Genomic DNA, 25,312 nt, shown 5'->3' on the forward strand with positions numbered 1-25,312 from the left:
TATACGGCGACCGGGCGTCAGCGCCGAGTGTTCGTCCCGCCGCCCGCAGAATCGGTTCCGCCGCCGCAGGACCCGCCCATCTACCGGGATCTGATGCGCACCTGGGCCGACCGGGGCCGGACCCTGCCCGGGCGCCACGACCCGGAGTGGGTCCGGCTCGCGGCACCGCAGGTCAGGCCGGGTCAGTTCAGCGCGTCTCCGGACCCGCTAGGTGACGGGCGATGACCATCCGCTGGATCTGATTGGTGCCCTCGACGATCTGGAGGACCTTGGCCTCGCGCATGTAGCGCTCGACCGGGAAGTCCGCGGTGTAGCCGTATCCGCCGAGGACCTGGACGGCGTCGATGGCGACCTTCATCGCGGTGTCGGTGCAGTGCAGCTTGGCCATCGCGGCCTGCTTGGCGAAGGGCCGGCCGGCGTCCCGCAGCCGCGCCGCCGCCAGGTACAGCGCGCGGCCCGCCTCGATCTGGGTCGCCATGTCGGCGAGCATGAAGCGCAGCCCCTGGAAGTCGGCGATCGGCTTGCCGAACTGCCGTCGCTCGGTCGCGTACGCCACCGCGTGGTCCAGCGCCGCCTGAGCCACACCGATCGCGCAGGCCGCGATGCCGAGCCGCCCGGAGTCGAGCGCGGACAGGGCGATCGCGAAGCCCTGACCCTCCTCGCCGATGCGCCGGTCGTCGGAGACCCGGACGCCGTCGAGGTGGACCTGGGCGGTGGGCGAGCCCTTCATGCCCATCTTCTTCTCCGGCACCGCCCCGCTCAGCCCCTCGGCGTCACCGGGCACGAGGAACGCGGTGATCCCGCGGGCGCCCTCCTCGCCGGTCCGCGCCATGACGGTGTAGAAGTCGGCGATACCGCCGTGGGTGATCCAGGCCTTGGTACCGGTGATGACCCAGTCGTCACCCTCCCGCACGGCCTTGGTGCGCAGGCTCGCGGCGTCCGAGCCGGACGAGGCCTCGGAGAGGCAGTACGCGCCGAGGAGTCCGCCGCCGAGCATGGCGGGCAGATGCTCGATCTGCTGCTCCTTGGAGCCGTAGGCGGCGAGTGCGTAGGAGGCGAGCGTGTGCACGCTGACACCGAGGCCGACGGTGAGACGGGCCGCGGCGAGTTCCTCGAGGACCTGGAGGTAGACCTCGTAGGGCTGGTCGCCGCCACCGTACTCGGAGTCGTAGGGCAGTCCGAGCAGTCCGGACCGCGAGAGCAGGGTGAACACCTCGCGCGGGAAACGTCCGGCGTCCTCCTCCTCGGCCGCCTTCGGGGCGATCTCCTGCTGCGCGATGTCGCGGACGAGCGAGATCAGCTCCCGGGCCTCGTCCGTGGGCAGTTGACGATCCACCGGCTGCGGGGCGCGGTCAGGCATGGGGACGCTCTCCTCCCTGTGTAGGGCACATCGGCGTGCGCCTTTGGATGGGGGCGGCTCCGCCGGGTCTTGCTGAGGGCTTGGCCGATGGTCGCACTTTCGGGTCTCGGAAGCTGTTGACCAGCGGCTCTGCGCTGTGAGTATGCCCGATCGGAGCCATCGAGTCACCAGTTAACGACCGCTTACTTCAGGAAACCTACCCGGAATCCAGCGCTCCTCGAAATTGGTCCGAACCATTGACGGACTGGTCTAGTCCTCCTACTGTTCCGAACCAACGCTTTACCGCGTCCATGCCAATCGGCGACCGTTCCCTCACCCCCCACGAGGAGACACTCGATGCACGACTCCCCTCGTCCCCGCGCCCGGTTCCGGGCGCTTATGTCCGCCGCGTGTTGCGCGGTCCTCGGTGCCGGACTGCTCGTCGGCGCGGGCACCGCGACCGCCGAACCGGCGGCGAAGCCCGCAGTGAAGGCCGGCTCCAAGGTCGTCGGCTACTTCACCGAATGGGGCACCTACGACCGCAAGTACTACGTCAAGAACATCGAGACCTCCGGCTCCGCGGCGAGGCTCACGCACATCAACTACGCCTTCGGCAACGTCACCGGCGGCAAGTGCGCGATGGGCGACTCCTACGCGGCGACCGAACGGACCTACACCGCCGCCGAGTCCGTGGACGGTGTCGCCGACACCTGGGACCAGCCGCTGCGCGGCAACTTCAACCAGCTGCGGGAACTGAAGAAGAAGCACCCGGGCCTGAAGGTCATCTGGTCCTTCGGCGGCTGGACCTGGTCGAGCGGTTTCGGGGAGGCCGCGAAGAACCCGGCCGCGTTCGCGCAGTCCTGCTACGACCTGGTCGAGAACTCCAAGTGGGCCGATGTCTTCGACGGCATCGACATCGACTGGGAGTACCCGAACGCCTGCGGCAACACCTGCGACACCAGCGGCCGGGCGGCCTTCAAGAACCTGATGTCGGCGCTGCGGGCCAAGTTCGGCTCCGGCAACCTGGTCACCGCGGCGATCACTGCCGACGCCACCCCGGGCGGCAAGATCGACGCGGCGGACTACGCGGGAGCGGCGCAGTACGTCAACTGGTACAACCCGATGACGTACGACTACTTCGGCGCCTGGGCGGCGACCGGGCCGACGGCCCCGCACTCGCCGCTCAACTCGTACAGCGGTATCCCCCAGGCGGGCTACTACACGTCGGCGACCATCGCGAAGCTCAAGGGCCTCGGCATCCCGGCCTCGAAGCTGCTGCTCGGCCTCGGCTTCTACGGGCGGGGCTGGACCGGCGTCACCCAGTCGGCACCGGGCGGCACGGCGACCGGCCCGGCGGCGGGGACGTACGAGGCGGGCTTCGAGGACTACAAGGTGCTCAAGTCGAAGTGCCCGGCGACCGGCACGGTGGGTGGCACGGCGTACGCCAAGTGCGGGAACAACTGGTGGAGTTACGACACCCCGTCGACCATCGCCACGAAGATGACGTACAAGAACCAGCAGGGGCTGGGCGGCACGTTCTTCTGGGAGCTGAGCGGGGACACCACGGGCGGTGAGCTGATCAAGGCGATCAACTAGTCGGGCCCGAGCGGGACTTGGGGCGGGGGGACCACGAGCCCTCCGCCCCTCTGCGTCGTCCGGCGTCAGGTGTCGCGGCGGGCCGGGGCGGGGGCCGGGAAGGAGGGGTCCAGCTCCTCGATCGCGCGCATGGTGGCGCCGAGCGTCTTCACCAGGAGTTCGCGCATGGTGTCGCGGGTGAGCTGGGCCGGGCGGTCGATCCAGTCGAGTGTGGCGCCCTCGACGCTGCAGACCCAGGCGAACAGGCCCATGCGGGCCAGCGGTGAGATGTCGGTACGGCCGTACGCCCCGTCGGCGATGGTCGCGACGATCGCCTCACGCACACTGTCCCGGATAGCGTGCACCTCGGCGTCGAAGCCGACTCCCCCGCTGACGACGGTGCGGTACGCGGCCTGGTTGTGCTCGGCGAAACGCAGATAGCTGTCGATCGTGCGCTGGACCCGGTCCACCTGGGGCAGCTGGAGGCCGCTCGCAGCGAAGGTGACCAGGTCGGCGACGGAGTCCTGGATGATGGCCAGGTAGTAGCCGCGCTTGGACTGGAAGTAGTAGTAGATCAGCCCTTTGGCGACATGCGCCTGACGGGCGATGTCGTCCATCGAGAGCGCGTCGTAGGACGTGTCGGCGAACAACCTCCGCCCGATCGCGATGAGTTCGGCTCGGCGCGCAACCGAACGATCAGTTCCGCGCGCCTTGGGACGAGCGCCGTCACGCTGCTGGCTGATATTCAATTTCGACCCTGGTCTCAACGGGGCGGGACACCCGCAGTATGTCAGGTCAACTATGGATCAGGTCACAGCAGGCCGAGCTGGGTCACGAGCATCGCGACCACCACGACGAGGGTCCAGCCCATGACGTGCTCGAGGGCCTTCGGGCCGTCTTCCTTGGGCCCGCCGGTGCGGACACGGGTGGCGGTGGCTGAGTTCGCAGTCATGTGTCCACCTTGCCACCGACCAGGGCTTTTGCGGCAGAGACGTCGGTCACAGGGGAAAGGCCCCGGTTTCCCGGGGCCTTGACCCGCTTGGTGTGTGACTCAGCGCACACCCACCGCCGCGAGGGCCTTGCACTGCCGTGCGGTCGGCTTCGCCGGGAAGTAGAGGTAGCAGACGCCGCCGGTGCCGGAGACGACCTTGCCACTGGCGTTGTACCGCTTGGTACGGAGCCAGATGTTCTCCCACTCGGCCCGCTTGTAGACCCGTCGCACCGCCTCGTCGCTGGGCGAGGCCGGGTCGTTGGCGATCACGTCGCCGTCGGCGGTGAAGCCGATCACGGTCATCAAGTGGCCGGAGGTGCCGTAACCCGCGCCCGTCAGCTCCTCCTTGAGGAAGGACTGGGACGTTATGGCCGGGATACCGGCCGCGATCAGCGTCTCCAGGTCGGTGAGGGAGCCGAGCCGGGTGACCACGCCCTGGAGGTCCTTGAAGGTGGCCGCATAGGCCGCGTTGAACGGCCAGTTTCCGCAGCCCGCGTATTGGTGGTCGAACGTGTACCGGGCCGCGTGGCACACCTGCGGATCGGCGTAGGTCGGGTCGACCCAGGCGAGCTGCTCCGGGGTGAGCCGGCCGCCCCAGTACTCGATGATCATCTGCGAGGAGGTGGGGCTGCACCAGGCCTCGCCGCCGTTGTCGTACTCCGGGTACTGGCCGGCGTGGATCTCCTGCGAGTAGCGCGGGACGATCAGCTCCTGGGCGAGGCCGGGCGTGGAGGCCGGGACGGTGAAGCGGTCCGGGATGTCGGAGCCCATCGCGCCGAGCCGCCACACGGTGGGGGTCTTCTTGGTGCCCGGCTTGCGGTAGAGGGTCAGCCGCAGACGGTACGAGGTGAGGCGCAGGCCCGTCGCCGGGTCGTCGACGGCGAAGGTGTCCGTCCAGATGCTGCTCTTGTCGTCGGTCTGGTCGTCGACCGAGGTCCGCCTGATGTCCTGGTCGCCGGCGGCCCAGCGGCCCATGACGTACCAGGGGGTGTCCGTGCCGTCGGAGTAGGTGCCCTTCAGCTCGACCTGGAGCCAGGTGCCGTCGGGGGTGTGCGCGTTCCAGGAGGCGATCGCCTCGGTGGAGGGGACGGCGAGCTTGTGGACGGGGGACGTCCAGGTGGCGTACTCCCAGGCCGCCGTCTTCCCGGTGTGCGGGTCCGTGTAGTCGACGCTGCCTGCGGCGGCGCCGATCACCACGCCCGGCCGGGGACCGGCGACGGCACGGGCGCCCTTCGCGCTGCCGCCGCGCCAGTCGGCGTATGTGGTCCAGAAACGGTTGTCGACGAGGCGGCGTTGCGCCCGGTCGGTGTCCGCTGCGTCGGTCGCGCCGTCGGCGGCGGCCGCCGGGCTCGCCGCGCCGGCCACCGCTGCGGCGACCGCGGCGGCCAGGACGGTTCTGCGGGACGGCTGTTCGGCTCTGCTCATGGGCGGAATGACCCCCAAGTTGTCCGAGTCTGGGCAGGTCCACTGCACGGTTGTGCGCCAACTATGGCCAAAGCCGCACCGTCCTGCCAGCACTTCGGGCCATGGCACGCCCACGAATATGGGACTGGACCACTGACATGACCTGCGACGGCGTACCCCCGCACCGCCGCTAGAGTACTGATCGCTCCCTGTCGGACTCGTGAAAGCTCCAGGAATCGGCCATGCGCGCCCTCGCCGACCGCCTCCGCGCCCTCCCGCCGTCCTGCGGCCCGGTCCGCCTGATCGCCGTCGACGGTCACGCCGGCTCCGGAAAGTCCACGTTCGCCGGACAGCTGGCCGCCGCGCTGGGTGACGCGCCGGTAATGCACCTCGACGACATCGCGAGCCACGACGAGCTGTTCGGCTGGACCGGCCGACTGCTGACCCAGGTGATCGAGCCGCTCAGCCGCGGCGAGAGCGCGCACTACGCCCCCTACGACTGGCAGACCCGCCGCTTCGGCCCGCCCCGTGCCCTCCCGGCGGCACCCGTGGTCCTCGTCGAGGGCGTCGGCGCGGGCCGCCGCGCACTGCGCCCGCACCTGGCGCGGCTGCTGTGGATGGAGTTGCCCCGCGAGGAGTCCTGGACGCGTGGCCGGTCGCGGGACGGGGAGGAACAGCGGGAGTTCTGGGCCGGGTGGGTCCGGGCCGAGGCCGAACACTTCGCCGGGGACCCTTCGCGCCCCTACGCCGACCTTCTGGTTCGGCAGGGACAGAAGGGGTACGAGGTACTCCCGGGGCCTGCCGGGACGGTTGGACCGGACCACAAAATCACTCTGGGTGACGGGCCATCCGCTGTGTGCTGAACTTGTGAAGACCCTTGCTTCCGAACTTCCTGGAGTGCCTCAACTCGGCTTGACCGGGGGGCCGTACAGGACTTACGTTCTGAATGTGCGGCCTTTCGCAGCCGCCCTCAGACGCGAAGCCCCCGGTTGTTCCCCCGTGATCGGGGGCTTCGTTCTGCCCTCAGCTCCTTTTCCCGGCGCTACGAGCCGTGATTCGCTCACCCTCGGTCACCATTCCGTGTGCGCCCCGTCTGCTCCCACCTCGCCAAACGGCCTGTGCGGCACCCTTCGGCGGCCGCACCCCCGCAGGTACGATGCCCTCGGTGCGACCTACGGACGGGCAGCTCTGCGCACCGTTGCAACTCCGGTCCGCAGCAAGGCGGTTCGATCAAGGCGGTCGGCGGGCGACGGCCCGGTGACCAACCAACGGGGGCACGGTTTGTGGGGGACGTGATGGACTTCGGCACGCAGGGCCCGCAGGCCCCGGCCGACCTCGCCTGGCTGCGAGGTGTGGATGCCTACACGATGGGCGCCTATCCGCAGGCGGAGGAGGAGTTCCGCGCCGCGGTGCGGATGGACCCGGGGATGGCCGACGGCTGGCTCGGGCTGCACGCGTTGCGCGTCGACACGACGACCGCGCTGCTGCGGATGTTCCGGCACCGGGAGCGGTTCGGGGAACAGCGGGCCCGGCATCGTCGCACCCTCAACTCCTGGTACTGGCTGGGCTGGTGGGTGCAGCCCGTGCTGGAGAGCCCGCGCGACCTGCTGCTCGCGCACGCCTCGCACTGGCTGGACGGACGCCATGTCCCGGAGCTGGACCGGGCCCTCGCGAGCCTGCCGCCCGTGGACACCGACGCCCAGGTGCGCTTCCTGCACGCCTGTCGCTCCTATCTGGTCAAGGACTGGGACCAGCTCGTCCGGCACACCGACCCGCTGATCGACGATTCCCTGCTGGGCATCGAGGCGGGTCTGTTCGGCGGCATGGCCCGGGTGCGCCTGGAGATGTTCGGACAGGCCGAGCCACTTCTCTCGGCGGCCCTGATGCGCTGTCGCAGCGAACAGCCCCAGCGCAAGGAGCTGCGCTACTGGCTCGCCCGTGCGCACGAGGGCACCGGCCGCTCCGCCGCCGCCCTCCCCCTCTACCGGGCCGTGCACCGCGTCGACCCGGCGTTCATGGACACCTCGGCCCGGCTCGCCGCGATCGCCGAGGGCGACGGCTACGACGACGCCGCGGCGGACCTCGCCTCGATCGCGCTCTCCGGCGCCCAGGACGTCCTGGAGGGACCGGACGGCCTCGACCCGCTCTTCGGCGGCACCGACGGACGTGACCTCAAGTTCTCCGACCCCGACCTGCCGCCCGTCGGCCCGCTGCCCTCGGTGACCGACCCTTCGGTGCGCGAGAAGATCGTCCCGACGCAGGCGCTGCCGGCCGGCCCCACCGACCCCGTCTTACTGGAGGAGGCGCTCACCGAACTCGAGCGCATGGTGGGCCTGGAACCCGTGAAACGCCAGGTCAAGGCGTTGTCGGCCCAGCTGAACATGGCGCGGCTGCGCGCCGGGCAGGGCCTGCCGGTCCAGCCGCCCAAGCGGCACTTCGTGTTCTCCGGCCCCTCGGGCACGGGCAAGACCACGGTCGCCCGCATCCTGGGCCGCGTCTTCTACGCCCTCGGGCTGCTCGGCGGCGACCACCTCGTGGAGGCCCAGCGCGCCGACCTCGTCGGCGAGTACCTCGGGCAGACCGCCGTGAAGGCCAACGAGCTCATCGACTCCGCGATCGGCGGGGTGCTCTTCGTGGACGAGGCGTACTCGCTCTCCAACTCCGGTTACGGCAAGGGCGACGCGTACGGCGACGAGGCCCTCCAGGTGCTCCTGAAGCGGGCGGAGGACAACCGGGACCACCTCGTGGTGATCCTCGCCGGCTATCCCGAGGGCATGGACCGGCTGCTGGCCGCCAACCCCGGACTGTCGTCGCGCTTCACGACCCGGGTGGACTTCCCCTCGTACCGCCCCCTCGAACTCACCTCCATCGGCGAGGTGTTGGCCCATGAGAACGGTGACGTGTGGGACGAGGAGGCCCTCGACGAGCTGCGGTCGATCGCCGGGCACGTGGTGGACCAGGGGTGGATCGACGAGCTGGGGAACGGGCGGTTCCTGCGGACGCTGTACGAGAAGAGCTGCGCGTACCGGGATCTGCGGTTGTCGACCTATCCGGGGATGCTGACGCGGGACGACTTGTCGACAGTGCGGCTGCCGGATCTGATGCAGGCGTACGGGGAAGTGCTGTCCGGGCGCGGGCCCCAGGATCCGTCGGCGATGTAGGGGATGCCCACGAACCCGGGAGCTCGTGGTTCGTCGGCGGGTGCGAGTAATTCGTGGTTGCTCGCGCCCACGCGGCGGAGCCGCAAATCAATACAGCCCCGCGCCCCTGAGGGGCGCGGGGTGCGGCCTGCGTCAGCTCGGTACCGTTTCCTTCTGCTCGGCCGCCCTCGGCAGCGGCGGCGTCTCCCGGTGTGCCGGGTCCGTCACCTCGCCCACCAGGAGTTCCAGTACGTCCTCCAGCGCCGCCAGGCCCAGGACCTTGCCCGACGCGTCCGTCACCTGGGCGAGGTGCGTCGCCGCTCGGCGCATGACCGTCAGGGCGTCGTCCAGGGGGAGTTCGGACCGCAGGGTCGTCATCGGGCGCCAGAGCTGCTGGGGTACCGCCCGCTCCGATTCCTCCAGGTCCAGTACGTCCTTCACATGCAGGTAGCCCATGAAGGCGCCGTTGTCGGCCACGACCGGGAAGCGGGAGTAGCCGGTGCGGGCCGTGAGCTCCACGACCTGGCCGGGTGTGACCGAGGGCCCCACCGTCACCAGTGACTCGCGCTTCAGCAGGACGTCCGTGACCGGGCGGGAGCCCAGTTCCAGGGCGTCCTCCAGGCGCTCCTGCTCCTCGGGGTCCAGGAGGCCGGCCTGGCCGGCGTCCTCCACGAGCCGGTTGAGCTGCTCGCTGGTGAAGACCGCCTCGACCTCGTCCTTGGGCTCGACGCGGAAGAGGCGCAGGATGCCCTGGGCGCAGGCGCCGAGGGCGATGGTGATCGGCCTGCAGACGCGGGCGAAGGCGACCAGCCCGGGGCTCAGCCACAGCGCGGCCTTCTCCGGGGCAGCCATCGCGAGGTTCTTCGGGACCATCTCGCCGATGACGAGGTGGAAGAAGACCACCGCGGCGAGGGCGATGACATAGCCGAGCGGGTGGATCACGCCGTGCGGCATGCGGATCCACTCGAAGACCGGCTCCAGCAGCTTGGCGACGGTCGGCTCGGCGACCGCGCCCAGGGTCAACGAGCAGATGGTGATGCCGAACTGGGCCGCGGCCATCATCTGCGGCAGCCGCTCCAGGCCGTACAGCACCTGCCGGGACCGGGCCGTGCCGAGCGGCTCGATCTGGCTGCGCCGGACGGACACGAGGGCGAACTCGGCGCCGACGAAGAAGCCGTTGGCGAGCACGAGCAGCGCGGCGAACAGGAGTTGGAGCACGCTCATCGGGCGGCCTCCACAACCGCGGGGGCCGTCCTGACCAGTCGTACGCGTTCGGCGCGGTAGTGCCCGACCTGGCGTACCGAGAGCCGCCAGCCGGGAAGTTCGGCCCGGTCGCCGACGGCCGGGATCCGGCCGAGCAGGTCGGCGACGAGCCCTGCGACCGTCTCGTACGGTCCCTCGGGCACGTCGAGGCCTATGCGCTGGAGGATGTCGACACGGCAGCTGCCGTCGGCGTCCCAGGCGGGCCTGCCGTCCTCCGACGGGGCGGCGGCGAGTTCGGGCACGTCCAGACCGTCGTGCTCGTCGCGGACCTCGCCGACGATCTCCTCGACGATGTCCTCCAGGGTGACCACACCGGCCGTGCCGCCGTACTCGTCGACGACGACGGCGATGGGCTGCTCGCTGCGCAGCCGGGCCAGCAGCGGCTGGACCGGAAGGGTCTCCGGCACGAGCAGGGCCGGGCGGGCGATCCTGACGACCGGGGTGCGCAGCCGGTCGTGGGTCGGGACGGCCAGCGCGTCCTTGAGGTGGGCCATGCCGACGATCTCGTCGATCTTCTCGCGGTAGACGGGGAAGCGGGACAGGCCGGTGGCGCGGGTCAGGTTGACCACGTCCTCGGCGGTCGCGGACGCCTGGAGAGAACTGACCTTCACGCGCGGGGTCATGACGTGCTGCGCGGTCAGCTCGGCCAGCGACAGGGTCCGTACGAAGAGGTCGGCCGTGTCCTGTTCCAGGGCGCCGGCCTGCGCCGAGTGCCGGGCCAGGGAGACGAGCTCGCCGGGGGTGCGGGCGGAGGCCAGCTCCGCGGTGGGCTCGACACCCATGGCGCGGACGAGACGGTTGGCGACGGCGTTCAGCGCGGCGATGACCGGGCGGAACAGACGCGCGAAGGCGTGCTGCGGGCCGGCCACGAAACGCGCGACCTGCAGGGGCTTGGACACCGCCCAGTTCTTGGGCACGAGTTCGCCGATCACCATCTGCACGGCGGAGGCCAGCAGCATGCCGACGACCACGGTCACACCGGAGACGGCCCCCTCGGGGACACCGACCGCGGTGAACGGACCGTGCAGCAGCTCCGCGAGCGCCGGTTCGGCGAGCATGCCGACGACGAGGGAGGTGATGGTGATGCCGAGCTGGGTGCCGGAGAGCTGGAAGGAGAGCTCCTTGAGCGACTCGACGACCGTACGGGCTCGCTTGTCGCCCTCGGCGGCGGCCTTCTCGGCGTCCGGTCGCTCGACCGTCACGAGGCCGAACTCGGCGGCCACGAAGAAGCCGTTGGCGAGAATCAGCAGGAAGGCAGCTGCCAGGAGCAGCAGGGGGATGGTCATGCCGCCGCCTCGGTATGCCGGGAGGGGGCGGCGCAGGTACTACAGGACGATCCGTCCATCGCTGGAGGGAATCACTCCTCGGATAGCAGTGGGCCTCTGAAGACCGGGGGGAACATCAGCGGCGGAGGCGCCACGAAAACGCCTCCGCCAACAGATTAATCAAGACATGGCCCTCTACGGCAGATCCCCCGGGCCGTGGGACTCGACGAGCGACCGCAGTGCGCGGGCGTCGGCGATGGCCTGCTGCTTGGCGATACCGGGCTGGATGCCAAGAGCGGGCAGGCTGGTGCCGTCGGTGAGGTTGAGGAACACCCAGGGGTCGCCCGGCCGGAGATTGACCTGGACGATCTCGGCCCAGTCGAGATGCCGCTTGCCGGCGATGTTCACGACGGTGACGCCGGAATCGTCGGCGACCACCTTCACTCGGGCGAGCAGGGCCAGCACACCGGCCAGGAGCGCCGCGGTGAAGATGAAGCTCAGGCGCTCGCCCGGGCCGAGCTTCTCCAGCAGCAGCGCGATCGCCGTGATGACCACGAAGAGCGCGACGGCGGCGGTGAGCAGGACGGCCCTGGTGCGGCCCGGCCGGAAGGTGACGGGGAGGGTGGGAACGTCGGACATGGCTGCGCGGCCCCTCAGAGACGGCAGGCGTGGATGGACGTCGTCAGGATGGCCCGCGCGCCGATGTCGTACAGGTCGTCCATGATCCGCTGCGCTTCCTTGGCCGGGACCATCGCACGGACGGCGACCCAGCCCTCGTTGTGCAGCGGGGAGACGGTCGGGGACTCCAGGCCCGGCGTGAGCGCCACGGCCTTCTCGAGCTGCTCGACCCGGCAGTCGTAGTCCATCATCACGTACGTCCGGGCCACGAGAACGCCCTGAAGGCGGCGCAGGAACTGCTGCACCTTGGGCTCGTTCTCCGAGGAGGTGTCGGCGCCCACGCGGCGGATCACGACCGCCTCGGACTTCATGATCGGCTCGCCGAAGACCTCCAGGCCCGCGTTGCGCAGCGAGGTGCCGGTCTCGACGACGTCCGCGATGACCTCGGCGACACCGAGTTCGATGGCGGTCTCGACGGCGCCGTCGAGGTGGACGACGGAGGCGTCGACGCCGCTGTCGGCGAGGTGGCCCTCGACGATGCCCTCGTAGGAGGTGGCGACCGTCTTGCCCTTGAGGTCCTCGACGCCGCCGGCCGTGCCCGGCTTGGCGGCGAAGCGGAACGTGGAGCGGGCGAAGCCGAGCGGGAGGATCTCCTCGGCCTTGGCGCCGGAGTCGATCAGCAGGTCACGGCCGGTGATGCCGATGTCGAGGCGGCCGGAGGAGACGTAGATCGCGATGTCGCGGGGGCGGAGGTAGAAGAACTCGACCTCGTTCACCGGGTCGACGATCCGCAGCTCCTTGGACTCCCGGCGCTGCTGGTACCCGGCCTCATGCAGCATCTCCGCCGCAGGGCCTGACAGGGAACCCTTGTTGGGGACGGCGATGCGCAGCATGAGGTCGGCTTCCTTCGCGTGACGGGGTGGGTGCGGAACTGACGGATTCACAGGTGGGCGTAGACGTCGTCCAGGGAGATGCCGCGGGCGACCATCATCACCTGGACGTGGTACAGCAGCTGCGAGATCTCCTCGGCGGCCGCCTCCTTGCCCTCGTACTCGGCGGCCATCCAGACCTCTGCGGCCTCTTCGACGACCTTCTTGCCGATGGCATGGACGCCCTTGCCGACCAGCTCTGCGGTGCGGGAAGTGGCGGGGTCGCCGGTGGCGGCCTTCTGCTGGAGCTCGGTGAAGAGCTCCTCGAACGTCTTATTGGACATGGTGACGCTCAGCCTATGCCACACCCGGGTTCCGTCAGCGCCACGGTTCAGATACTGAGCGGAGGGTGGCCGCCGTCGCCACGGCCGCCGTCACCGCCTCGTGCCCCTTGTCCTCGTTGGAGCCCTCGATGCCCGCCCGGTCCAGGGCCTGCTCCTCGGTGTCGCAGGTCAGCACGCCCATGCCGATGGGGACCCCGGTGTCGACGGAGACCTGGGTGAGGCCCTGGGTCACGCCCTGGCACACGTACTCGAAGTGGGGAGTGCCGCCGCGGATCACGACGCCGAGGGCGACGATCGCGTCGTAGCCGCGGCCCGCGAGGACCTTGGCGACGACCGGGAGCTCCCAGCTGCCGGGGACCCGGAGCAGGGTCGGCTCGTCGATCCCCAGGTCGTGCAGGGCGCGCAGGGCGCCGTCCACCAGACCGTCCATCACCTTCTCGTGCCACTGCGCCGCGATGACGGCGACCCGCAGGTCACCCACGTTGCGTACGGACAGCTCCGGTGCACCCTTGCCGCTCACGTTCTCTGATCTCCTCGTTACTGGTTGCTGCAGGTGGACGTCGATGCCGCCGCGGCCGTGTCCAGCCAGGGCAGGTCGTGTCCCATCCGGTCCCGCTTGGTCCGCAGGTAGGTGAGGTTGTGCTCGCCCGCCTGTACCGGCATCGGCTCCCGTCCGTTGACCTTGAGGCCGTGGCGCAGAAGGGCTTCGGACTTGTCGGGGTTGTTGGTCATCAGACGCACACTGCGCACGCCGAGGTCCTCGAGGATCTGGGCGCCCGCGCCGTAGTCCCGGGCGTCGGCGGGCAGGCCGAGCTCCAGGTTGGCGTCGAGGGTGTCGCGGCCGCGCTCCTGGAGCTCGTACGCGCGCAGCTTGGAGACCAGGCCGATGCCGCGCCCCTCATGGCCGCGCAGATAGACCACCACTCCCCTGCCCTCGTCCTGTATGCGCGCCAGGGAGGCGTCCAGCTGGGGTCCGCAGTCGCAGCGCGCGGAGCCGAAGATGTCGCCGGTCAGGCATTCGGAGTGGATGCGCACCAGGACGTCCTCGCCGTCGCCGATCTCGCCGTGGACGAGGGCGACGTGCTCGACGCCGTCGACGGTGGAGCGGTAGCCGTACGCCGTGAACTCGCCGTGGGAGGTGGGAAGGTGGACCTCGGCCTCGCGGCGGACGGTGGGCTCGGCGGTCCGGCGGTAGGCGATCAGGTCCTCGATGGAGATGATCGTCAGGCCGTGCTTGCGGGCGAACGGAATCAGCTCGGGCAGCCGGAGCATACGGCCGTCCTCGCCGGCGATCTCTACGATGGCGCCGGCCGGACGCAGGCCGGCGAGCCGGGCGAGGTCGACGGCGGCCTCGGTGTGGCCGTTGCGCGTCAGGACCCCGCCGGCCTTGGCGCGGAGCGGGAAGACGTGGCCGGGGCGCACGAAGTCGGTGGGCTCGGCGTCACCGCCCGCCAGCAGCCGGAGCGTGGTCGCGCGGTCGGCGGCCGAGATGCCGGTGCTCACCCCGTGGGCGGCGGAGGCGTCCACGGAGACGGTGAACGCGGTCTTCATCGACTCGGTGTTGTCCGCGACCATCTGCGGCAGTTCGAGGCGCTCCAGCTCCTCGCTCTCCATGGGGGCGCAGATCAGGCCACGGCACTCGCTCATCATGAAGGCGACGATCTCGGGGGTCGCCTTCTCGGCGGCGATGACGAGGTCGCCCTCGTTCTCCCGGTCCTCGTCGTCGACCACGACGATCGGGCGGCCGGCGGCGATGTCGGCGATGGCCTGCTCGATCGGGTCGAGCGTGAGGTCTTCCAGACCGTCGGTGCTGTACAGGATCGGTGCCGTGCTCATGCCGGCGCTCCTTCCAGAGCGGGCCGCGTGCCCTGGCGGGAGCGCAGCCACCAGTCGCGCATGCCCCACAGGACGAGCGCGCCGTAGATGACGTAGACGAAGCCGGAGAAGGCGTAGCCGTTGGCGAAGTTGAGGGGGACGCCGACCAGGTCGACCAGGAGCCAGGCGAACCAGAACTCGACCATGCCGCGCGCCTGGGCGTACATGGCGACGATGGTGCCGACGAAGATGTAGGCGTCCGGCCAAGGATCCCAGGACAGACTCGGGTACGCCTGGAAGATCAGGGCGACCGCGACGGTGCCTGCGGCGGCCGCGCCGACCATCACCGCGCGCTCGGTCCAGGTGGCGAACCGCGGGGCGATGTGTCCGTCGCCGCCGTGGCCCTTGTTCCGGTTCCACTGCCACCAGCCGTACAGGGCGACGACCATGACGATCGCCTGCTTGCCCGCGCTGCCGGTCAGATGGCCGTAGAAGGCGCCGAAGAGGATGAGGCCGGCCAGGAACTGCACGGGCCAGCTCCAGATGGAGCGCCGCCAGCCGAGGGCGAGGGCGACCAGGCCGGTGATGTTGCCGATCATGTCCGACCAGAGGATGTGCTGGTCGAAGGCGGTGAACGCCTCGGAGTTCAGCCAGTTCACCGGCCCGCTCCCTGGGTGCTCGCGAGCAGCCGCTCGACGTACTTGGCGACGACGTCGACCTCGAGGTTGACCGGGTCGCCGGGCTGCTTGTGGCCGAGCGTGGTCAGGTCGAGGGTGGTCGGGATGAGGCTGACGGTGAAGTAGTCGGGGCCGGCGTCGACGACGGTGAGGCTGATGCCGTCGACGGTGATGGAGCCCTTCTCCACGACGTAGCGCGAGAGGTCCGCGGGGAGGGAGACCTTGACGATCTCCCAGTTCTCGGACGGCTTGCGCTCCAGGACCCGGCCGGTGCCGTCGACATGGCCCTGCACGATGTGTCCGCCGAGACGGGCGCCCACGGCGGTGGGGCGTTCGAGGTTGACGCGGGAGCCGACGGCGAGGGCGCCGAGGCTGGAGCGGTCGAGGGTCTCGGCCATGACGTCCGCGGTGAACTCGTCGCCCTCGTGCTCGACGACGGTGAGGCAGACGCCGTTGACGGCGATCGAGTCACCGTGCTTCGCGCCCTCGGTGACGACGGGGCCTCGCAGGCGGAAGCGACACGCATCGCCGAGGTTCTCGACGGCGGTGATCTCGCCCAGCTCTTCGACGATTCCGGTGAACACTTCCCGGGTCCTCCTGCCACATCGGGGCACGGACTCCGGGGCTGTCGATGACGACAGAATGAACGAGCAGGAGCACTGGGGGCGACGCCGGACAGACCCGCCCAGACGGACGAGTAGATACGGCGGCGCGCACGAATGCCCGCCCGCCGCGCACTGCCTCCCATCCGGACTCTAACCGTCGGTCCAGGAATTTCACCTGGTCAACCGGTCACTGGAAGTGACCGGGTCGCGGACTGTAACCGCCGGTTCGGACTTTCACCGACCCCGGAGTGCGCTGCTTTAAGGTACAGAGCCAGTGTGCCACGGCTGATCGAGGTCCATACGGGTGAGTGATGTGGAGTGGCTCACAGGTGGTGTCGCTGGACTTCTCAACCCGCCCGACCTGTTGGACCCTCTGGTCTAGTCCTTTTTGGATCTCCACAGACGGCCCGGCGGCGGTGACGACGGCCCTTGCCCGCCGCCGGGTCCCTCACCACCCGGGCATGGCAGGGTGACAGGCATGACGAGTGCGATCGCCGACGAGTTCGAGAGCCATCGTCCGCGGCTGTTCGGCCTGGCCTATCGCCTGCTGGGCTCGGCGGAAGAGGCCGAGGACGCCGTCCAGGACGCCTATCTGCGCTTCACCGGCGCCGACCGGGACGGCATCGAGCGCCTCGGGGCCTGGCTGGCGAAGGTCGTCACCAATCTCTGTCTGACCCGGCTGACCTCGGCCAGGGCGCGGCGCGAGACCTACGTCGGGAGCTGGCTGCCGGAGCCCGTCGTCACCTCGGACGGCACGCTCGGCCCGCTGGAGTCCGCCGAACAGCGCGACGCGGTGTCGATGGCGGTGCTGGTCCTGCTGGAGCGGCTCACGCCGACCGAGCGAGCGGTGTACGTGCTGCGGGAGGCGTTCGCCTACGGATACCGGGCGATCGCCGACGTACTCGATCTGAGCGAGGCCAACTGCCGCCAGTTGCACCGCAGGGCGGCACAGCGGGTGGGCGAGCCCGAGTCGCGGTTCGAGGCCGCGCCCGAGCGGCGGGAGGAACTGGTCGCCTCGTTCGTCGCCGCGGCCCGGGAGGGCGATCTCTCCGCTCTGGAGAAACTGCTCGCGGCCGACGCGACCTGGTGGAGCGACGGCGGCGGCAAGGTGTCTGCGGCCCTGCGGCCGGTCGAAGGGCGGGAGAAGGTCATCCGCTTCCTGCTGGGCGCGTTCGAGAAGTGGGGCCGGACCCTGCGGTTCACGACGGTTGAGGTCAACGGCGGGACCGGGGTCGCCATGTGGGCGGGCGAGGCGCTCGCCGCCCTGGTGACCTTCGACGTGCGGGACGGACTGATCAGCGACATGCGGGCCGTATTGAACCCGGACAAACTGGAATTCGTACGCGGTCAGCTCGCCCACCCGTAGTGGCCTGTCACATTTCGCCGGGGGTACGTGGTCTCAGCTGGCGAGGGGCGCTCCACCAGGGAGCGTCCGGCCTCCGAAGGGACGGAACAGCATGACCACGATCCTGGTGACCGGCGGTACCGGAACGCTCGGCCGGCTCGTCACCGAACGGCTGCGGGCGGACGGACACGAGGTGCGGGTGCTCAGCCGGCACACCCAGCCGTACGCCGTCGACCTGCGCGAGGGGGGTGCCGCGCTGGACGTGGCCGTCGAGGGCGTGGACACGGTCGTGCACTGTGCGACCACACCGACCGGCGGGGACGAGAAGGCGGCCGCGAACCTGATCGCCGCGGCGCGGCGGGCCGGGGTGGGACATCTGGTCTACATCTCGATCGTCGGCATCGACCGGGTGCCGTTCGCCTACTACCGGACCAAGCTCGCCGTGGAGAAGCAGGTCGAGGAGTCGGGGCTGGGGTGGACCGTGCTGCGGGCGACCCAGTTCCACGATCTGCTGGTGAGGGTGTTCCGGGCGATGGCCAAGTCCCCGGTCATGATGCTTCCCGCGGGTGTGAGCGACCAGCCGGTCGAGGTGGCCGAAGTCGCGGACCGGCTGGCCGAGTTGGCGGCCGGGTCGCCCGCGGGGCGGGTGGCGGACCTGGGTGGGCCCGAGGTGCGGTCGTTCGAGTCGCTGGCTCGGGCTTATGTGAAGGCGACGGGGCGCCGGCGGGCTGTGGTGAACGTGCCGTTGGCGGGGAAGGCGTACCGCGGCTTCCGGGCGGGTGGGCATCTGGCGCCGGAACAGGCCGTGGGGAAGAGGACGTTCGAGGAGTATCTGGCGCGGAGGTCCGGCGGCAAGGGCTGAGTACGGCTGACACAGCCCTTGCCCCTATCGGGGCGCGAAGAGGTCGTCCTGCGCCCGGTCCCGTGCCGTCAGCAGAGCACCGCGCAGGACAGCCCCACCGCCGAGACCACTGGGACGTACCTCGGTCGGCAGGGGTGACATCCGGCGGACTCGCCGCTCCACGCGCGCGGCGAGTTCCTCCCCGCCCGCCTGCCCGACCTCCCCACCGAGAACCACACACCCGGGGTCCAGGACGGCCACGACGGACGCGACGCCGACAGCGAGCCGGTCCGCCAGCGCACCCAGGAAGCCGTCCGCCCCCTCCGCCACCGCCCTTCCCACCAGCACCGCCGCCACCGGCTCGGCCCCGGACGCGGCGCCCACCACCCCGTACTCCCCCGCCAGCTCCACGATCGCCGCCGACCCCGCCAGCGAGTGGAACCCCCCGTCGCACCCCGTCGCCGAGGGCAGCCCCCGCGTCCCGGGCACCGGCAGGAACCCGATCTCCCCCGTCCCCCCGGAGGCGCCCCGGCGCAACGAACCGTCCAGCACCACCGCCGCCCCCGTCCCGTGCCCCAGCCACAGCAGCACGAACGTGTCCCGGTCCCGCGCCGCCCCGTCCCGCTGTTCCGCCAGCGCCGCGAGGTTGGTCTCGTTCTCGACGTGGACACGGGCCTCCGGGAGGCGTTCCTGGAGGGCGGCGACCAGACGGCGGTGCCATTCGGGCAGGCCGGTGGAGTTGCGGAGTTCGCTCGTGACCGGGTCGATCAGGCCGGGCGCGCCGATACCCATGGTGTGGAGCCGGTCCACGCCCGCCTCCTTGGCCGTGCGCTCGACCAGCGTCACCGCCTGCTCGACCGCCGGCCCCGTCCCCGTGTCGTCGCCGATCGGCACGGACGCCTCGGCCAGCACACGCCCCAGCAGGTCGGAGACGAGGACGGAGACGCCTTCCGTGCGGACGTCGAGCGCCGCCAGATACGCGAGGTCCGCGACGATGCCGTACAGCTTCGCGTTCGGTCCGCGGCGCTGCTCGCCCGACTCCCCGACCACCTCGATCAGATCGGCGGCGATGAGGCGTTCCACCAGGTCGGCGATGGTGGGGCGGGACAGACCGGTCAGCTGCTTCAGCTGTCCTGCCGTCAACGGGCCTTCCTGCTGGAGCAGTCGCAGGGCGAGCCGGTCGTTGATGGCCCGGGCGGTGCTGGGGGATGCGGGCATGCCGGGATCCTTCCAGATCGGCCGGGCCCTCAGGTCGGCGCGAGGGCGGCCTTCAATCGACTATCTATCAGGCAGGGACCCTGATAGTTTACGTCGCCGGTGGGGATCGGAGACCGCGAAGGGGCGGGAGAATGAGCGAAGTGGAGTACGACCAGGGCCAGGTGAAGCGCGCCCGGTACGCCGTGGCCGCGGTCTTCGCCGTGCACGGCGCCGTCACCGGTTCGTTCGCCACCCGTGTGCCATGGATCCAGGACCACGCCTCGGTGAGCGCCGGCCAGTTGGGCCTCGCCCTCGCGTTCCCCGCGCTCGGCGCGTCCGTGGCCATGCCGCTGGCGGGGAGTATCAGCCACCGCTTCGGTGCGCGGAACGCCCTGCGCGGCCTCATCTCCCTGTGGACGCTGGCCCTGGTGCTGCCCGCCCTGTCCCCGAATCTGCTGACCCTGTGCCTGTCCCTCTTCGTCTACGGCGCCACCGCCGGCATGGCGGACGTGGCGATGAACGCGCTCGGCGTCGAGATCGAGAACCGCCTCCACCGCTCGATCATGTCCGGCCTGCACGGCATGTGGAGCGCGGGCGCCCTGGTCGGCTCGGCGGCCGGCACACTCGCCGCCCATCTGGGCTCGGACGCGCGTCTGCACCACGCGCTGGCTGCGGCCGTGCTCACCTTCCTCGGCCTGCTGGCCTGCCGTTGGGTGCTGGACCTGCAGCCCACCGAGGACGAGGAGCCGCCGCCGCGGTTCGCGCTGCCCCCGAAGTCGGCCCTGCTCATCGGTGCCGTCGGCTTCTGCGCGGTGTTCGCGGAGGGCGCCAGCCTGGACTGGTCGGCGGTGTATCTGCGGGACCAGTTGGAGGCCTCGGCGGGGCTTGCGGCCGCCTGCACGACGGGCTTCACGTTCACCATGGCGATCGCCCGGCTCGCCGGCGACCGGATCGTGGACCGTTTCGGCTCCGTGCGCACGGTCCGGAGCAGCGGTGTCCTCGCCGTGCTCGGCGGGCTGCTCATCGTCGTGGCGAACCATCCGGCGGTGGCGATGGCCGGGTTCGCGCTGATGGGGCTGGGGATCGCGGTGGTCGTGCCACTGTGCTTCGCCGCCGCGGGCCGCAGCGGGTCCAACCCCAGTCTGGCCATCGCGGGTGTCGCGACCATCACGTACACCTCAGGCCTGATCGCCCCGAGCGCGATCGGCACCATCGCCCAGGCGACCAGCCTGCTGGTGTCGTTCGTCCTGGTGACCGTGCTGGCGAGCGGACTCGTGGCCTTCGCCGGAGTGCTGCGCGCCGGCGACCGCGACCGTCCGAAGGTCAGCCGGCCGGCCGCAGCAGTTCCCGACCGGCAGCCCTGAACCGCTCGCTCCACGGCGCGGGGCGCATCGTCTCGAAGTCCAGCCGCACCAGAACACGGGCGCCCCGCGCGTAGGTCACCGAGCCGTCCTGCGAGCAGAAGCGGAAGCCGTACGTCAGACCGGTGGTGCCGAGCCGCTCCAGCCACAGGTGGACGGCGTAGGTGCCGGTCCTGGTGACCGGGGCCTCGTAGCCGACCCTCAGCTCCTTGACCGCGTTGCAGGCGTCGCCGGCCGCGACCCAGTCGCCGTCGAAGTGGATGCCGTGCTCCTGCCACAGCTCGGTCCAGGCCTGCTCGACCTTGAGCGGGTAGCGGGCGTTGTGCAGCAGTCCGAGGGCGTCCAGATCGTCGAAGTGGAGTCATCACCGGCTATCACGCGCTGCGGGCGTTCGCACCGGCCCACCTGAAGACGCAGGAGCCGCTGCTGGACGAGGGCACGTCCTCGTACGTCGAGGCCGAAGCGGCTCAGCGCGCCAAGTCGTAGGCGTACGACGGTGTGAACGTGCCGGGCGAGCCCTTGCAGCCGTCCGACTCCCCCGGCAGCTTCACCCACAGATAGCCGTCGATGCGTGCCTCGCCGGTGTTCAGGGTCGGGGCCCGGCCGAGCTTGCGGCCGTCGGGGTCGCACCACTCGCCGTCGGGCGGGGCGCCGTTGCCGTTGCGGCTGGTGTCGATGACGGCGCCGAGGCCCGCCGGGCCGCCGAGGGCGTCGAGGACCCGTCGGTCGTAGGCGATCTCGTCGGCGGTGCGGTGGAAGTTGGAGACGTTGCTGAAGACTCCGTCGGAGGAGGCGGTCGAGCCGGCGCCCGCCTGTCGTAGCAGATCGGCCTGTTTGGCCGCCGGGTGCCAGCCGGAGTGGCCGGCGTCGAAGTAGACCCGGGCCTTCGGGTTCGCGTCCTTGAAGGTCCGCCCGGCACGGGCCAACGAGGCGAAACGGTCGGCCCGTTGGCCGGCGGAGAGACAGTCGGTCTGCGCTATCGAGTCGGGCTCCAGGATCACGACGACCTCGCCGGAGCCGAGCCCGGCGGCGAACCGGTCGATCCAGGCGTCGTAGGCGTCGAGGTCCGGCGCCCCGCCCTGGGAGGCCCCGCCGCAGTCGCGGTCCGGGATCCCGTACGCCACGACCACCGGCACCCGGCCCTGCGCCGCGCCCCCGGAGGTGACCGCACGCACGCGTGCCGTGATGGTGTCCGGCGTGTAGTCGGCGAACCACACGGCCGCCGGCTGGTCGGCGATACGGTCCTGTATGACGTCCTGGCGTGCGTCGCCGGGGTTGTCGCGGACCCATTCGAGGACCTGCGAGTCGGGGTGGCGGTAGAGACGGGTGGAGACGGCTGCGGCCTCCTGCTTCTTCTCGGTCTTCGTCGGCGAGGGCGTCGGGCTCGCCGACTTCTTCTTCGGAGAGGCGGACGGAGAAGCCGACTCGGTGGCCGAGGGGGACGGCGAGGGTGCGGGAGGCCGGAGATCCAGGGTCGGGGAGTCCGTCACCTCGGGGCGGGCCTCGTCGGAGCCCCGCCCGTCGTCGAGCGCGGACATCATCCCGGTCGCGGTGCCCACGGCGACCACGACGGAGGCCGCCGCGACCATGCCGCCCCGCCGGGCGGCACGTCTGCGCTCGGCCCTGCGTTCGGCCAGGCGATGGGCGCGTTGGCCTGGCACCTGCTGATCCCCTCCCCCTTCGGCGGCGGCGTTCCCCCGTTCTGGGGAAGCACCGGGCCCGCCGACACCTCGGCCAGCCTAGGCCTGGGACCCTGCCTCCATGCCCCAGTTGGAACAGTTCGTCACCCCCGTCGACGCCGTCGTCTCACGGATGCGCGCCCTGGACGAGGCGCTTCCGGAACGGGACGGGATCGCGGTCTTCAACCGTGTCTACCTCGCCGTCACGGAGGCCGTCGACCGGGGCATCGACGCGGGCCGGTTCACGGACGCACGCGCCGCGATCACGCTGGACGTGCGGTTCGCCGAGCGGTACCTGCGGGCGGTCGAGACGGTGACCGACGAGCGCCGCCCACCCGCGTGCTGGCGGCCCCTGTTCCAGTACCGCCGCCATCCGGGCGTACGTCCGCTGCAGTTCGCGCTCGCGGGCATCAACGCGCACATCGGGCACGATCTCGCACTGGCCGTCGTGGACACCTGTCGTACGCTCGACTGCGAACCCGTCGACGTGGAGGACGAGTTCGACCGCGTGGGCGATCTCCTCGTCTCGCTGGAGGAACGCATCCGCGAAGATCTGATGCCGGGCCCCGACCTCCTCCAGATCGCCGACCCGCTGACCCATCTGCTCGGCGCGTGGAGTCTGGAGCGGGCCCGGGACGCCACCTGGACGGCGGCTCGCGCACTGTGGGCGCTGCGCGGACTGCCCGATGTCGCCGGGGAGTTCACGGAGCGGCTGGACACGGCGGTGGGGTTCGCGGGACGGATGCTGCTCACACCGCTGCCGGACTGAACCGGCCCGCCCGCACCGACACCCGAGGAACCGAACGTCCCCCGAGTCTGTCTGGGCACACGTGGCGGTTCTCCTCCTCCTTGCCCTGACCCTCGCACCACTCGTGACGTCGTTCGTGGTCGCGGGCGCCGCCCTGGCACTGGCCAAGCGGACCTACGACCGGGAGCTCGGCAGCGGGCCGCGTCTGCCCGATGCCGCGTCGTGCGCCCCGGTGGCCGTGCTCGGCGGCGCGGCCGCCTTCGGCGCGTACGCGTACGGCGTGACGCGCGGCTTCTACATCCTGGACCCGGACCAGATGTGCGCGGCCGCCGGAGCGCGCGGCGACCACGTGGTCACGCGGCCGACCCTGCCGGTCAGCGTGCAGTGCGTCACCTGGAAGGGCGAGGGAACCGAACTGGTGCCGGGCTGGGTGAACCCGGTCGTGTACGGCGGCCTGGTGCTCTGCGTACTGGCCCTCGGGACGGCGGTCTCCTCGGGCCTGCGCCGTCGACCGGCTCAGTCCTCCGGCAGTTCCACCGGCGCGATCTCGTCGTAGACGTCCCCCGGGCCCGGGTTCGTCGCGTCGGTCGCCCCGCCGAAGTGGTGCATGACCCCCCACACCGCGTTCAGCGCGGTCTGGATCGCGCCCTCGGCCCAGCCGGCCGTCCAGGAGATGTCGTCGCCCGCGAGGAAGATGCCCCGCTTGTCCTCGGGCAGCCGGTCCTGCATGAAGTGCGTGAACAGGCGCCGCTGGTAGCGGTAGTGGCCGGGCAGGTTGGCCTTGAACGCGCCCATGAAGTAGGGCTCGTTCTCCCACGACACCGTCACCGGGTTGCCGATGATGTGCTTCCTGATGTCGACCTTCGGGTAGATCTCGCCGAGCGACTTCAGCATGACCTCCATCCGCTCGTTCGCGGACAGCGGCAGCCACTTCAGGCTGTCGTCGCACCAGGTGTACGAGAGGCAGATGACGGCCGGCTTGTCGGGACCGTCGTCGAGGAGGTAAGTCCCGCGCGTCATACGGTCGGTGAGGGTCATCGACATGACGTCCCGCCCCGTCTCCTCGTCCCTGTCCAGCCAGAACGGCCGGTCCACGGGCACGAAGAGCTTGGAGCTCTCCATGTAGTGGGTGCGCTCGATCGCCGTCCAGTGGTCGATCGGGAAGAGCGAGTCGTCGCAGGCGATCTTCGACAGCAGCATCCAGGACTGGGCGGTGAAGATCGCCGCCCGGTAGGTGCGGATGTCGCCGTCGGCGTCGGTCACCGTGATCCGGTTGCCGGCGGTGCGGTGCAGACGGGTGACCGCGGGACGCGGCTCGCCGTTCACGTGCAGCCGCGCCAGCGAGGTCCCGTAGGGCCAGTGGACGATCTTCTCGGGCGCGCGCTCCCAGAGCCTGAGCGGCAGTTGCTGGGAGCCGCCGACGATGCCGCGGTGGTGGTCGTCGGCCTCGGTGTAGACGACCCGCAGGATCTCCAGGATGGAGTTGGGGAAGTCGGTGTCCCAGCCGCCGGTGCCGAAGCCGACCTGGCCGAAGATCTCACGGTGCCGGAAGGACCTGAAGGACTCGGAGTCGCAGAGGAAGCCGTAGAAGGTCTGGTTGTCGAGCTTCTCGACGAGCTTCGCCCAGATCTCGCGGATGCGCGGGACGTCCCGCTCCCGCATGGCCTGGTTCATGTCGGAGAAGTCGGCGCCCTCTTCGAGGCACTTGTTCCAGGCCGCGGCGACATCACGGTAGACCTGCGGCAGGTCGTCGATCGTCTCGGCGTAGTGCGACTCGCCCTTGAGGTCGACGACCGTCGAAGGGGTCGCCTCCGCAAGGGGGTTGGGGAAGGGCTGCGTCTTCAGGTCCACCAGGTCGATGTAGTGCTGGAGCGCCGTGGAGGACGGCGGGAAGCGCATCGCTCCCATCTCGGCGGTGAGGCCGTCGGTGCCCGGGCCGTCGAAGCCCACGGTCCGCAGCCGTCCGCCGATCTGGTCGGCCTCGTACACGACCGGCTTCAGGCCCATCTTCATCAGCTCGTACGCGGCCACGAGGCCGGACAGCCCGCCGCCGATCACCGCGACCTCGGTGCCGAGCTCGGTCGCCGGTATCTGGCCGAGGCCCGCCGGATGGGCGAGGAAGTCGTCGTACGCGTACGGGAAGTCCGGGCCGAACATGGTGATCGGCGGCTGCTGCTCGTCGGCGTGCTGGACGGCGTTGGGCACCGTGGACGTCATGGGGTACGGACTCCTAGCG

24 protein-coding genes, 1 pseudogene and 1 riboswitch are annotated in these 25,312 nt (G+C 70.6%); of the genes and pseudogenes, 8 read left to right on the plus strand and 17 right to left on the minus strand.

Annotated elements, in window-relative coordinates; translation table 11 throughout:
• Positions 1-187: 187 nt before the first annotated feature.
• Positions 188-1,360 (minus strand): acyl-CoA dehydrogenase family protein, encoded by a 1,173-nt coding sequence (locus OHU89_RS10415; protein ID WP_405641895.1) that lies wholly within the window; start codon positions 1,358-1,360, stop codon positions 188-190.
• A 336-nt stretch (positions 1,361-1,696) separates the two neighbouring features.
• On the opposite strand from OHU89_RS10415, the gene OHU89_RS10420 reads away from it, so the two are divergent.
• Positions 1,697-2,935, plus strand: a complete 1,239-nt coding sequence (locus OHU89_RS10420; protein WP_405641897.1) for a glycoside hydrolase family 18 protein — start codon at positions 1,697-1,699, stop codon at positions 2,933-2,935.
• A gap of 65 nt (positions 2,936-3,000) precedes the next feature.
• Here the strand turns inward: OHU89_RS10420 and OHU89_RS10425 are convergent, their stop codons facing one another.
• From OHU89_RS10425 to OHU89_RS10435, 3 genes are all read right to left on the minus strand, one after another.
• Entirely contained in the window at positions 3,001-3,663 is a 663-nt protein-coding gene (locus OHU89_RS10425; protein ID WP_266895137.1) for a TetR/AcrR family transcriptional regulator, read from the minus strand.
• 62 nt (positions 3,664-3,725) lie between these two features.
• Complete coding sequence (locus OHU89_RS10430) at positions 3,726-3,866, minus strand: SCO1431 family membrane protein (RefSeq protein ID WP_266895135.1); 141 nt, start codon at positions 3,864-3,866, stop codon at positions 3,726-3,728.
• Between the two features lie 99 nt (positions 3,867-3,965).
• Entirely contained in the window at positions 3,966-5,330 is a 1,365-nt protein-coding gene (locus tag OHU89_RS10435) for a peptidase C39 family protein (RefSeq protein ID WP_405641899.1), read from the minus strand.
• A gap of 221 nt (positions 5,331-5,551) precedes the next feature.
• Between OHU89_RS10435 and OHU89_RS10440 the strand changes: the two genes are divergently transcribed.
• Both OHU89_RS10440 and OHU89_RS10445 read left to right on the plus strand, forming a co-directional pair.
• Positions 5,552-6,172 carry a uridine kinase gene (locus tag OHU89_RS10440; RefSeq protein WP_405641901.1) on the plus strand — a complete coding sequence of 207 codons (621 nt, stop codon included), beginning with the start codon at positions 5,552-5,554 and terminating at the stop codon, positions 6,170-6,172.
• Between the two features lie 432 nt (positions 6,173-6,604).
• A complete protein-coding gene (locus OHU89_RS10445) occupies positions 6,605-8,470 on the plus strand; it encodes an AAA family ATPase (protein WP_405641903.1) in 1,866 nt (621 codons plus the stop codon).
• A 132-nt stretch (positions 8,471-8,602) separates the two neighbouring features.
• On the opposite strand, the gene OHU89_RS10450 is transcribed toward OHU89_RS10445, so the two are convergent.
• The 9 genes from OHU89_RS10450 to OHU89_RS10490 form a co-directional block, all read right to left on the minus strand.
• Positions 8,603-9,673 carry a hemolysin family protein gene (locus OHU89_RS10450; protein ID WP_405641904.1) on the minus strand — a complete coding sequence of 357 codons (1,071 nt, stop codon included), beginning with the start codon at positions 9,671-9,673 and terminating at the stop codon, positions 8,603-8,605.
• Positions 9,670-10,998 carry a hemolysin family protein gene (locus tag OHU89_RS10455; RefSeq protein WP_266895125.1) on the minus strand — a complete coding sequence of 443 codons (1,329 nt, stop codon included), beginning with the start codon at positions 10,996-10,998 and terminating at the stop codon, positions 9,670-9,672. Before OHU89_RS10455 ends, OHU89_RS10450 begins: the two co-directional genes overlap by 4 nt.
• 174 nt (positions 10,999-11,172) lie before the next feature.
• Complete coding sequence (locus tag OHU89_RS10460) at positions 11,173-11,616, minus strand: PH domain-containing protein (RefSeq protein ID WP_405641906.1); 444 nt, start codon at positions 11,614-11,616, stop codon at positions 11,173-11,175.
• Between the two features lie 14 nt (positions 11,617-11,630).
• Positions 11,631-12,488: an ATP phosphoribosyltransferase gene (hisG, locus tag OHU89_RS10465; RefSeq protein ID WP_267017921.1), complete on the minus strand. Its 858-nt coding sequence runs from the start codon at positions 12,486-12,488 to the stop codon at positions 11,631-11,633.
• Between the two features lie 47 nt (positions 12,489-12,535).
• Positions 12,536-12,808, minus strand: coding sequence for a phosphoribosyl-ATP diphosphatase (locus OHU89_RS10470; RefSeq protein WP_018534786.1), 273 nt, complete (start codon positions 12,806-12,808; stop codon positions 12,536-12,538).
• Between the two features lie 34 nt (positions 12,809-12,842).
• Positions 12,843-13,328: a 6,7-dimethyl-8-ribityllumazine synthase gene (ribH, locus tag OHU89_RS10475; protein ID WP_086764975.1), complete on the minus strand. Its 486-nt coding sequence runs from the start codon at positions 13,326-13,328 to the stop codon at positions 12,843-12,845.
• Between the two features lie 17 nt (positions 13,329-13,345).
• Positions 13,346-14,644 (minus strand): bifunctional 3,4-dihydroxy-2-butanone-4-phosphate synthase/GTP cyclohydrolase II, encoded by a 1,299-nt coding sequence (locus OHU89_RS10480; protein WP_267017922.1) that lies wholly within the window; start codon positions 14,642-14,644, stop codon positions 13,346-13,348.
• Positions 14,641-15,282 (minus strand): nicotinamide riboside transporter PnuC, encoded by a 642-nt coding sequence (locus tag OHU89_RS10485; protein WP_405641909.1) that lies wholly within the window; start codon positions 15,280-15,282, stop codon positions 14,641-14,643. The genes OHU89_RS10480 and OHU89_RS10485 overlap by 4 nt, the downstream gene beginning before the upstream one ends.
• Positions 15,279-15,884: a riboflavin synthase gene (locus OHU89_RS10490; RefSeq protein ID WP_405641911.1), complete on the minus strand. Its 606-nt coding sequence runs from the start codon at positions 15,882-15,884 to the stop codon at positions 15,279-15,281. Before OHU89_RS10490 ends, OHU89_RS10485 begins: the two co-directional genes overlap by 4 nt.
• Positions 15,885-16,030: 146 nt before the next feature.
• Positions 16,031-16,161, minus strand: a riboswitch (FMN riboswitch).
• A gap of 222 nt (positions 16,162-16,383) precedes the next feature.
• On the opposite strand from OHU89_RS10490, the gene OHU89_RS10495 reads away from it, so the two are divergent.
• Complete coding sequence (locus OHU89_RS10495) at positions 16,384-17,271, plus strand: RNA polymerase sigma-70 factor (protein ID WP_405641913.1); 888 nt, start codon at positions 16,384-16,386, stop codon at positions 17,269-17,271.
• A gap of 91 nt (positions 17,272-17,362) precedes the next feature.
• Positions 17,363-18,112: an SDR family oxidoreductase gene (locus tag OHU89_RS10500; RefSeq protein ID WP_405641914.1), complete on the plus strand. Its 750-nt coding sequence runs from the start codon at positions 17,363-17,365 to the stop codon at positions 18,110-18,112.
• Positions 18,113-18,136: 24 nt separating this feature from the next.
• Here OHU89_RS10500 and OHU89_RS10505 read toward each other — a convergent pair whose 3' ends face one another.
• On the minus strand, positions 18,137-19,309 hold the full coding sequence (locus OHU89_RS10505) for an ROK family transcriptional regulator (RefSeq protein ID WP_405641916.1): 1,173 nt from the start codon (positions 19,307-19,309) through the stop codon (positions 18,137-18,139).
• A 131-nt stretch (positions 19,310-19,440) separates the two neighbouring features.
• Here OHU89_RS10505 and OHU89_RS10510 point away from each other — a divergent pair, with 131 nt between their 5' ends.
• Positions 19,441-20,652 (plus strand): MFS transporter, encoded by a 1,212-nt coding sequence (locus OHU89_RS10510; protein WP_405641918.1) that lies wholly within the window; start codon positions 19,441-19,443, stop codon positions 20,650-20,652.
• Here OHU89_RS10510 and OHU89_RS10515 read toward each other — a convergent pair.
• Together OHU89_RS10515 and OHU89_RS10520 are read right to left on the minus strand one after the other, a co-directional pair.
• Positions 20,612-21,010: pseudogene (locus OHU89_RS10515) on the minus strand (acyl-CoA thioesterase); the annotation flags it as partial. The gene OHU89_RS10510 and the pseudogene OHU89_RS10515 overlap by 41 nt on opposite strands.
• 106 nt (positions 21,011-21,116) lie before the next feature.
• A complete protein-coding gene (locus OHU89_RS10520) occupies positions 21,117-22,238 on the minus strand; it encodes a glycoside hydrolase family 6 protein (RefSeq protein WP_405654413.1) in 1,122 nt (373 codons plus the stop codon).
• Between the two features lie 172 nt (positions 22,239-22,410).
• Here OHU89_RS10520 and OHU89_RS10525 point away from each other — a divergent pair, with 172 nt between their 5' ends.
• Positions 22,411-23,097 (plus strand): DUF5995 family protein, encoded by a 687-nt coding sequence (locus OHU89_RS10525; RefSeq protein ID WP_405641920.1) that lies wholly within the window; start codon positions 22,411-22,413, stop codon positions 23,095-23,097.
• Positions 23,098-23,200: 103 nt separating this feature from the next.
• Positions 23,201-23,632: a hypothetical protein gene (locus OHU89_RS10530; RefSeq protein ID WP_405641922.1), complete on the plus strand. Its 432-nt coding sequence runs from the start codon at positions 23,201-23,203 to the stop codon at positions 23,630-23,632.
• On the opposite strand, the gene OHU89_RS10535 is transcribed toward OHU89_RS10530, so the two are convergent.
• Entirely contained in the window at positions 23,593-25,293 is a 1,701-nt protein-coding gene (locus OHU89_RS10535) for a flavin monoamine oxidase family protein (protein WP_405641924.1), read from the minus strand. The genes OHU89_RS10530 and OHU89_RS10535 overlap by 40 nt on opposite strands.
• Positions 25,294-25,312: the final 19 nt, after the last annotated feature.

This window comes from Streptomyces sp. NBC_00019 (genome assembly GCF_045041015.1).
Lineage (GTDB): Bacteria > Actinomycetota > Actinomycetes > Streptomycetales > Streptomycetaceae > Streptomyces.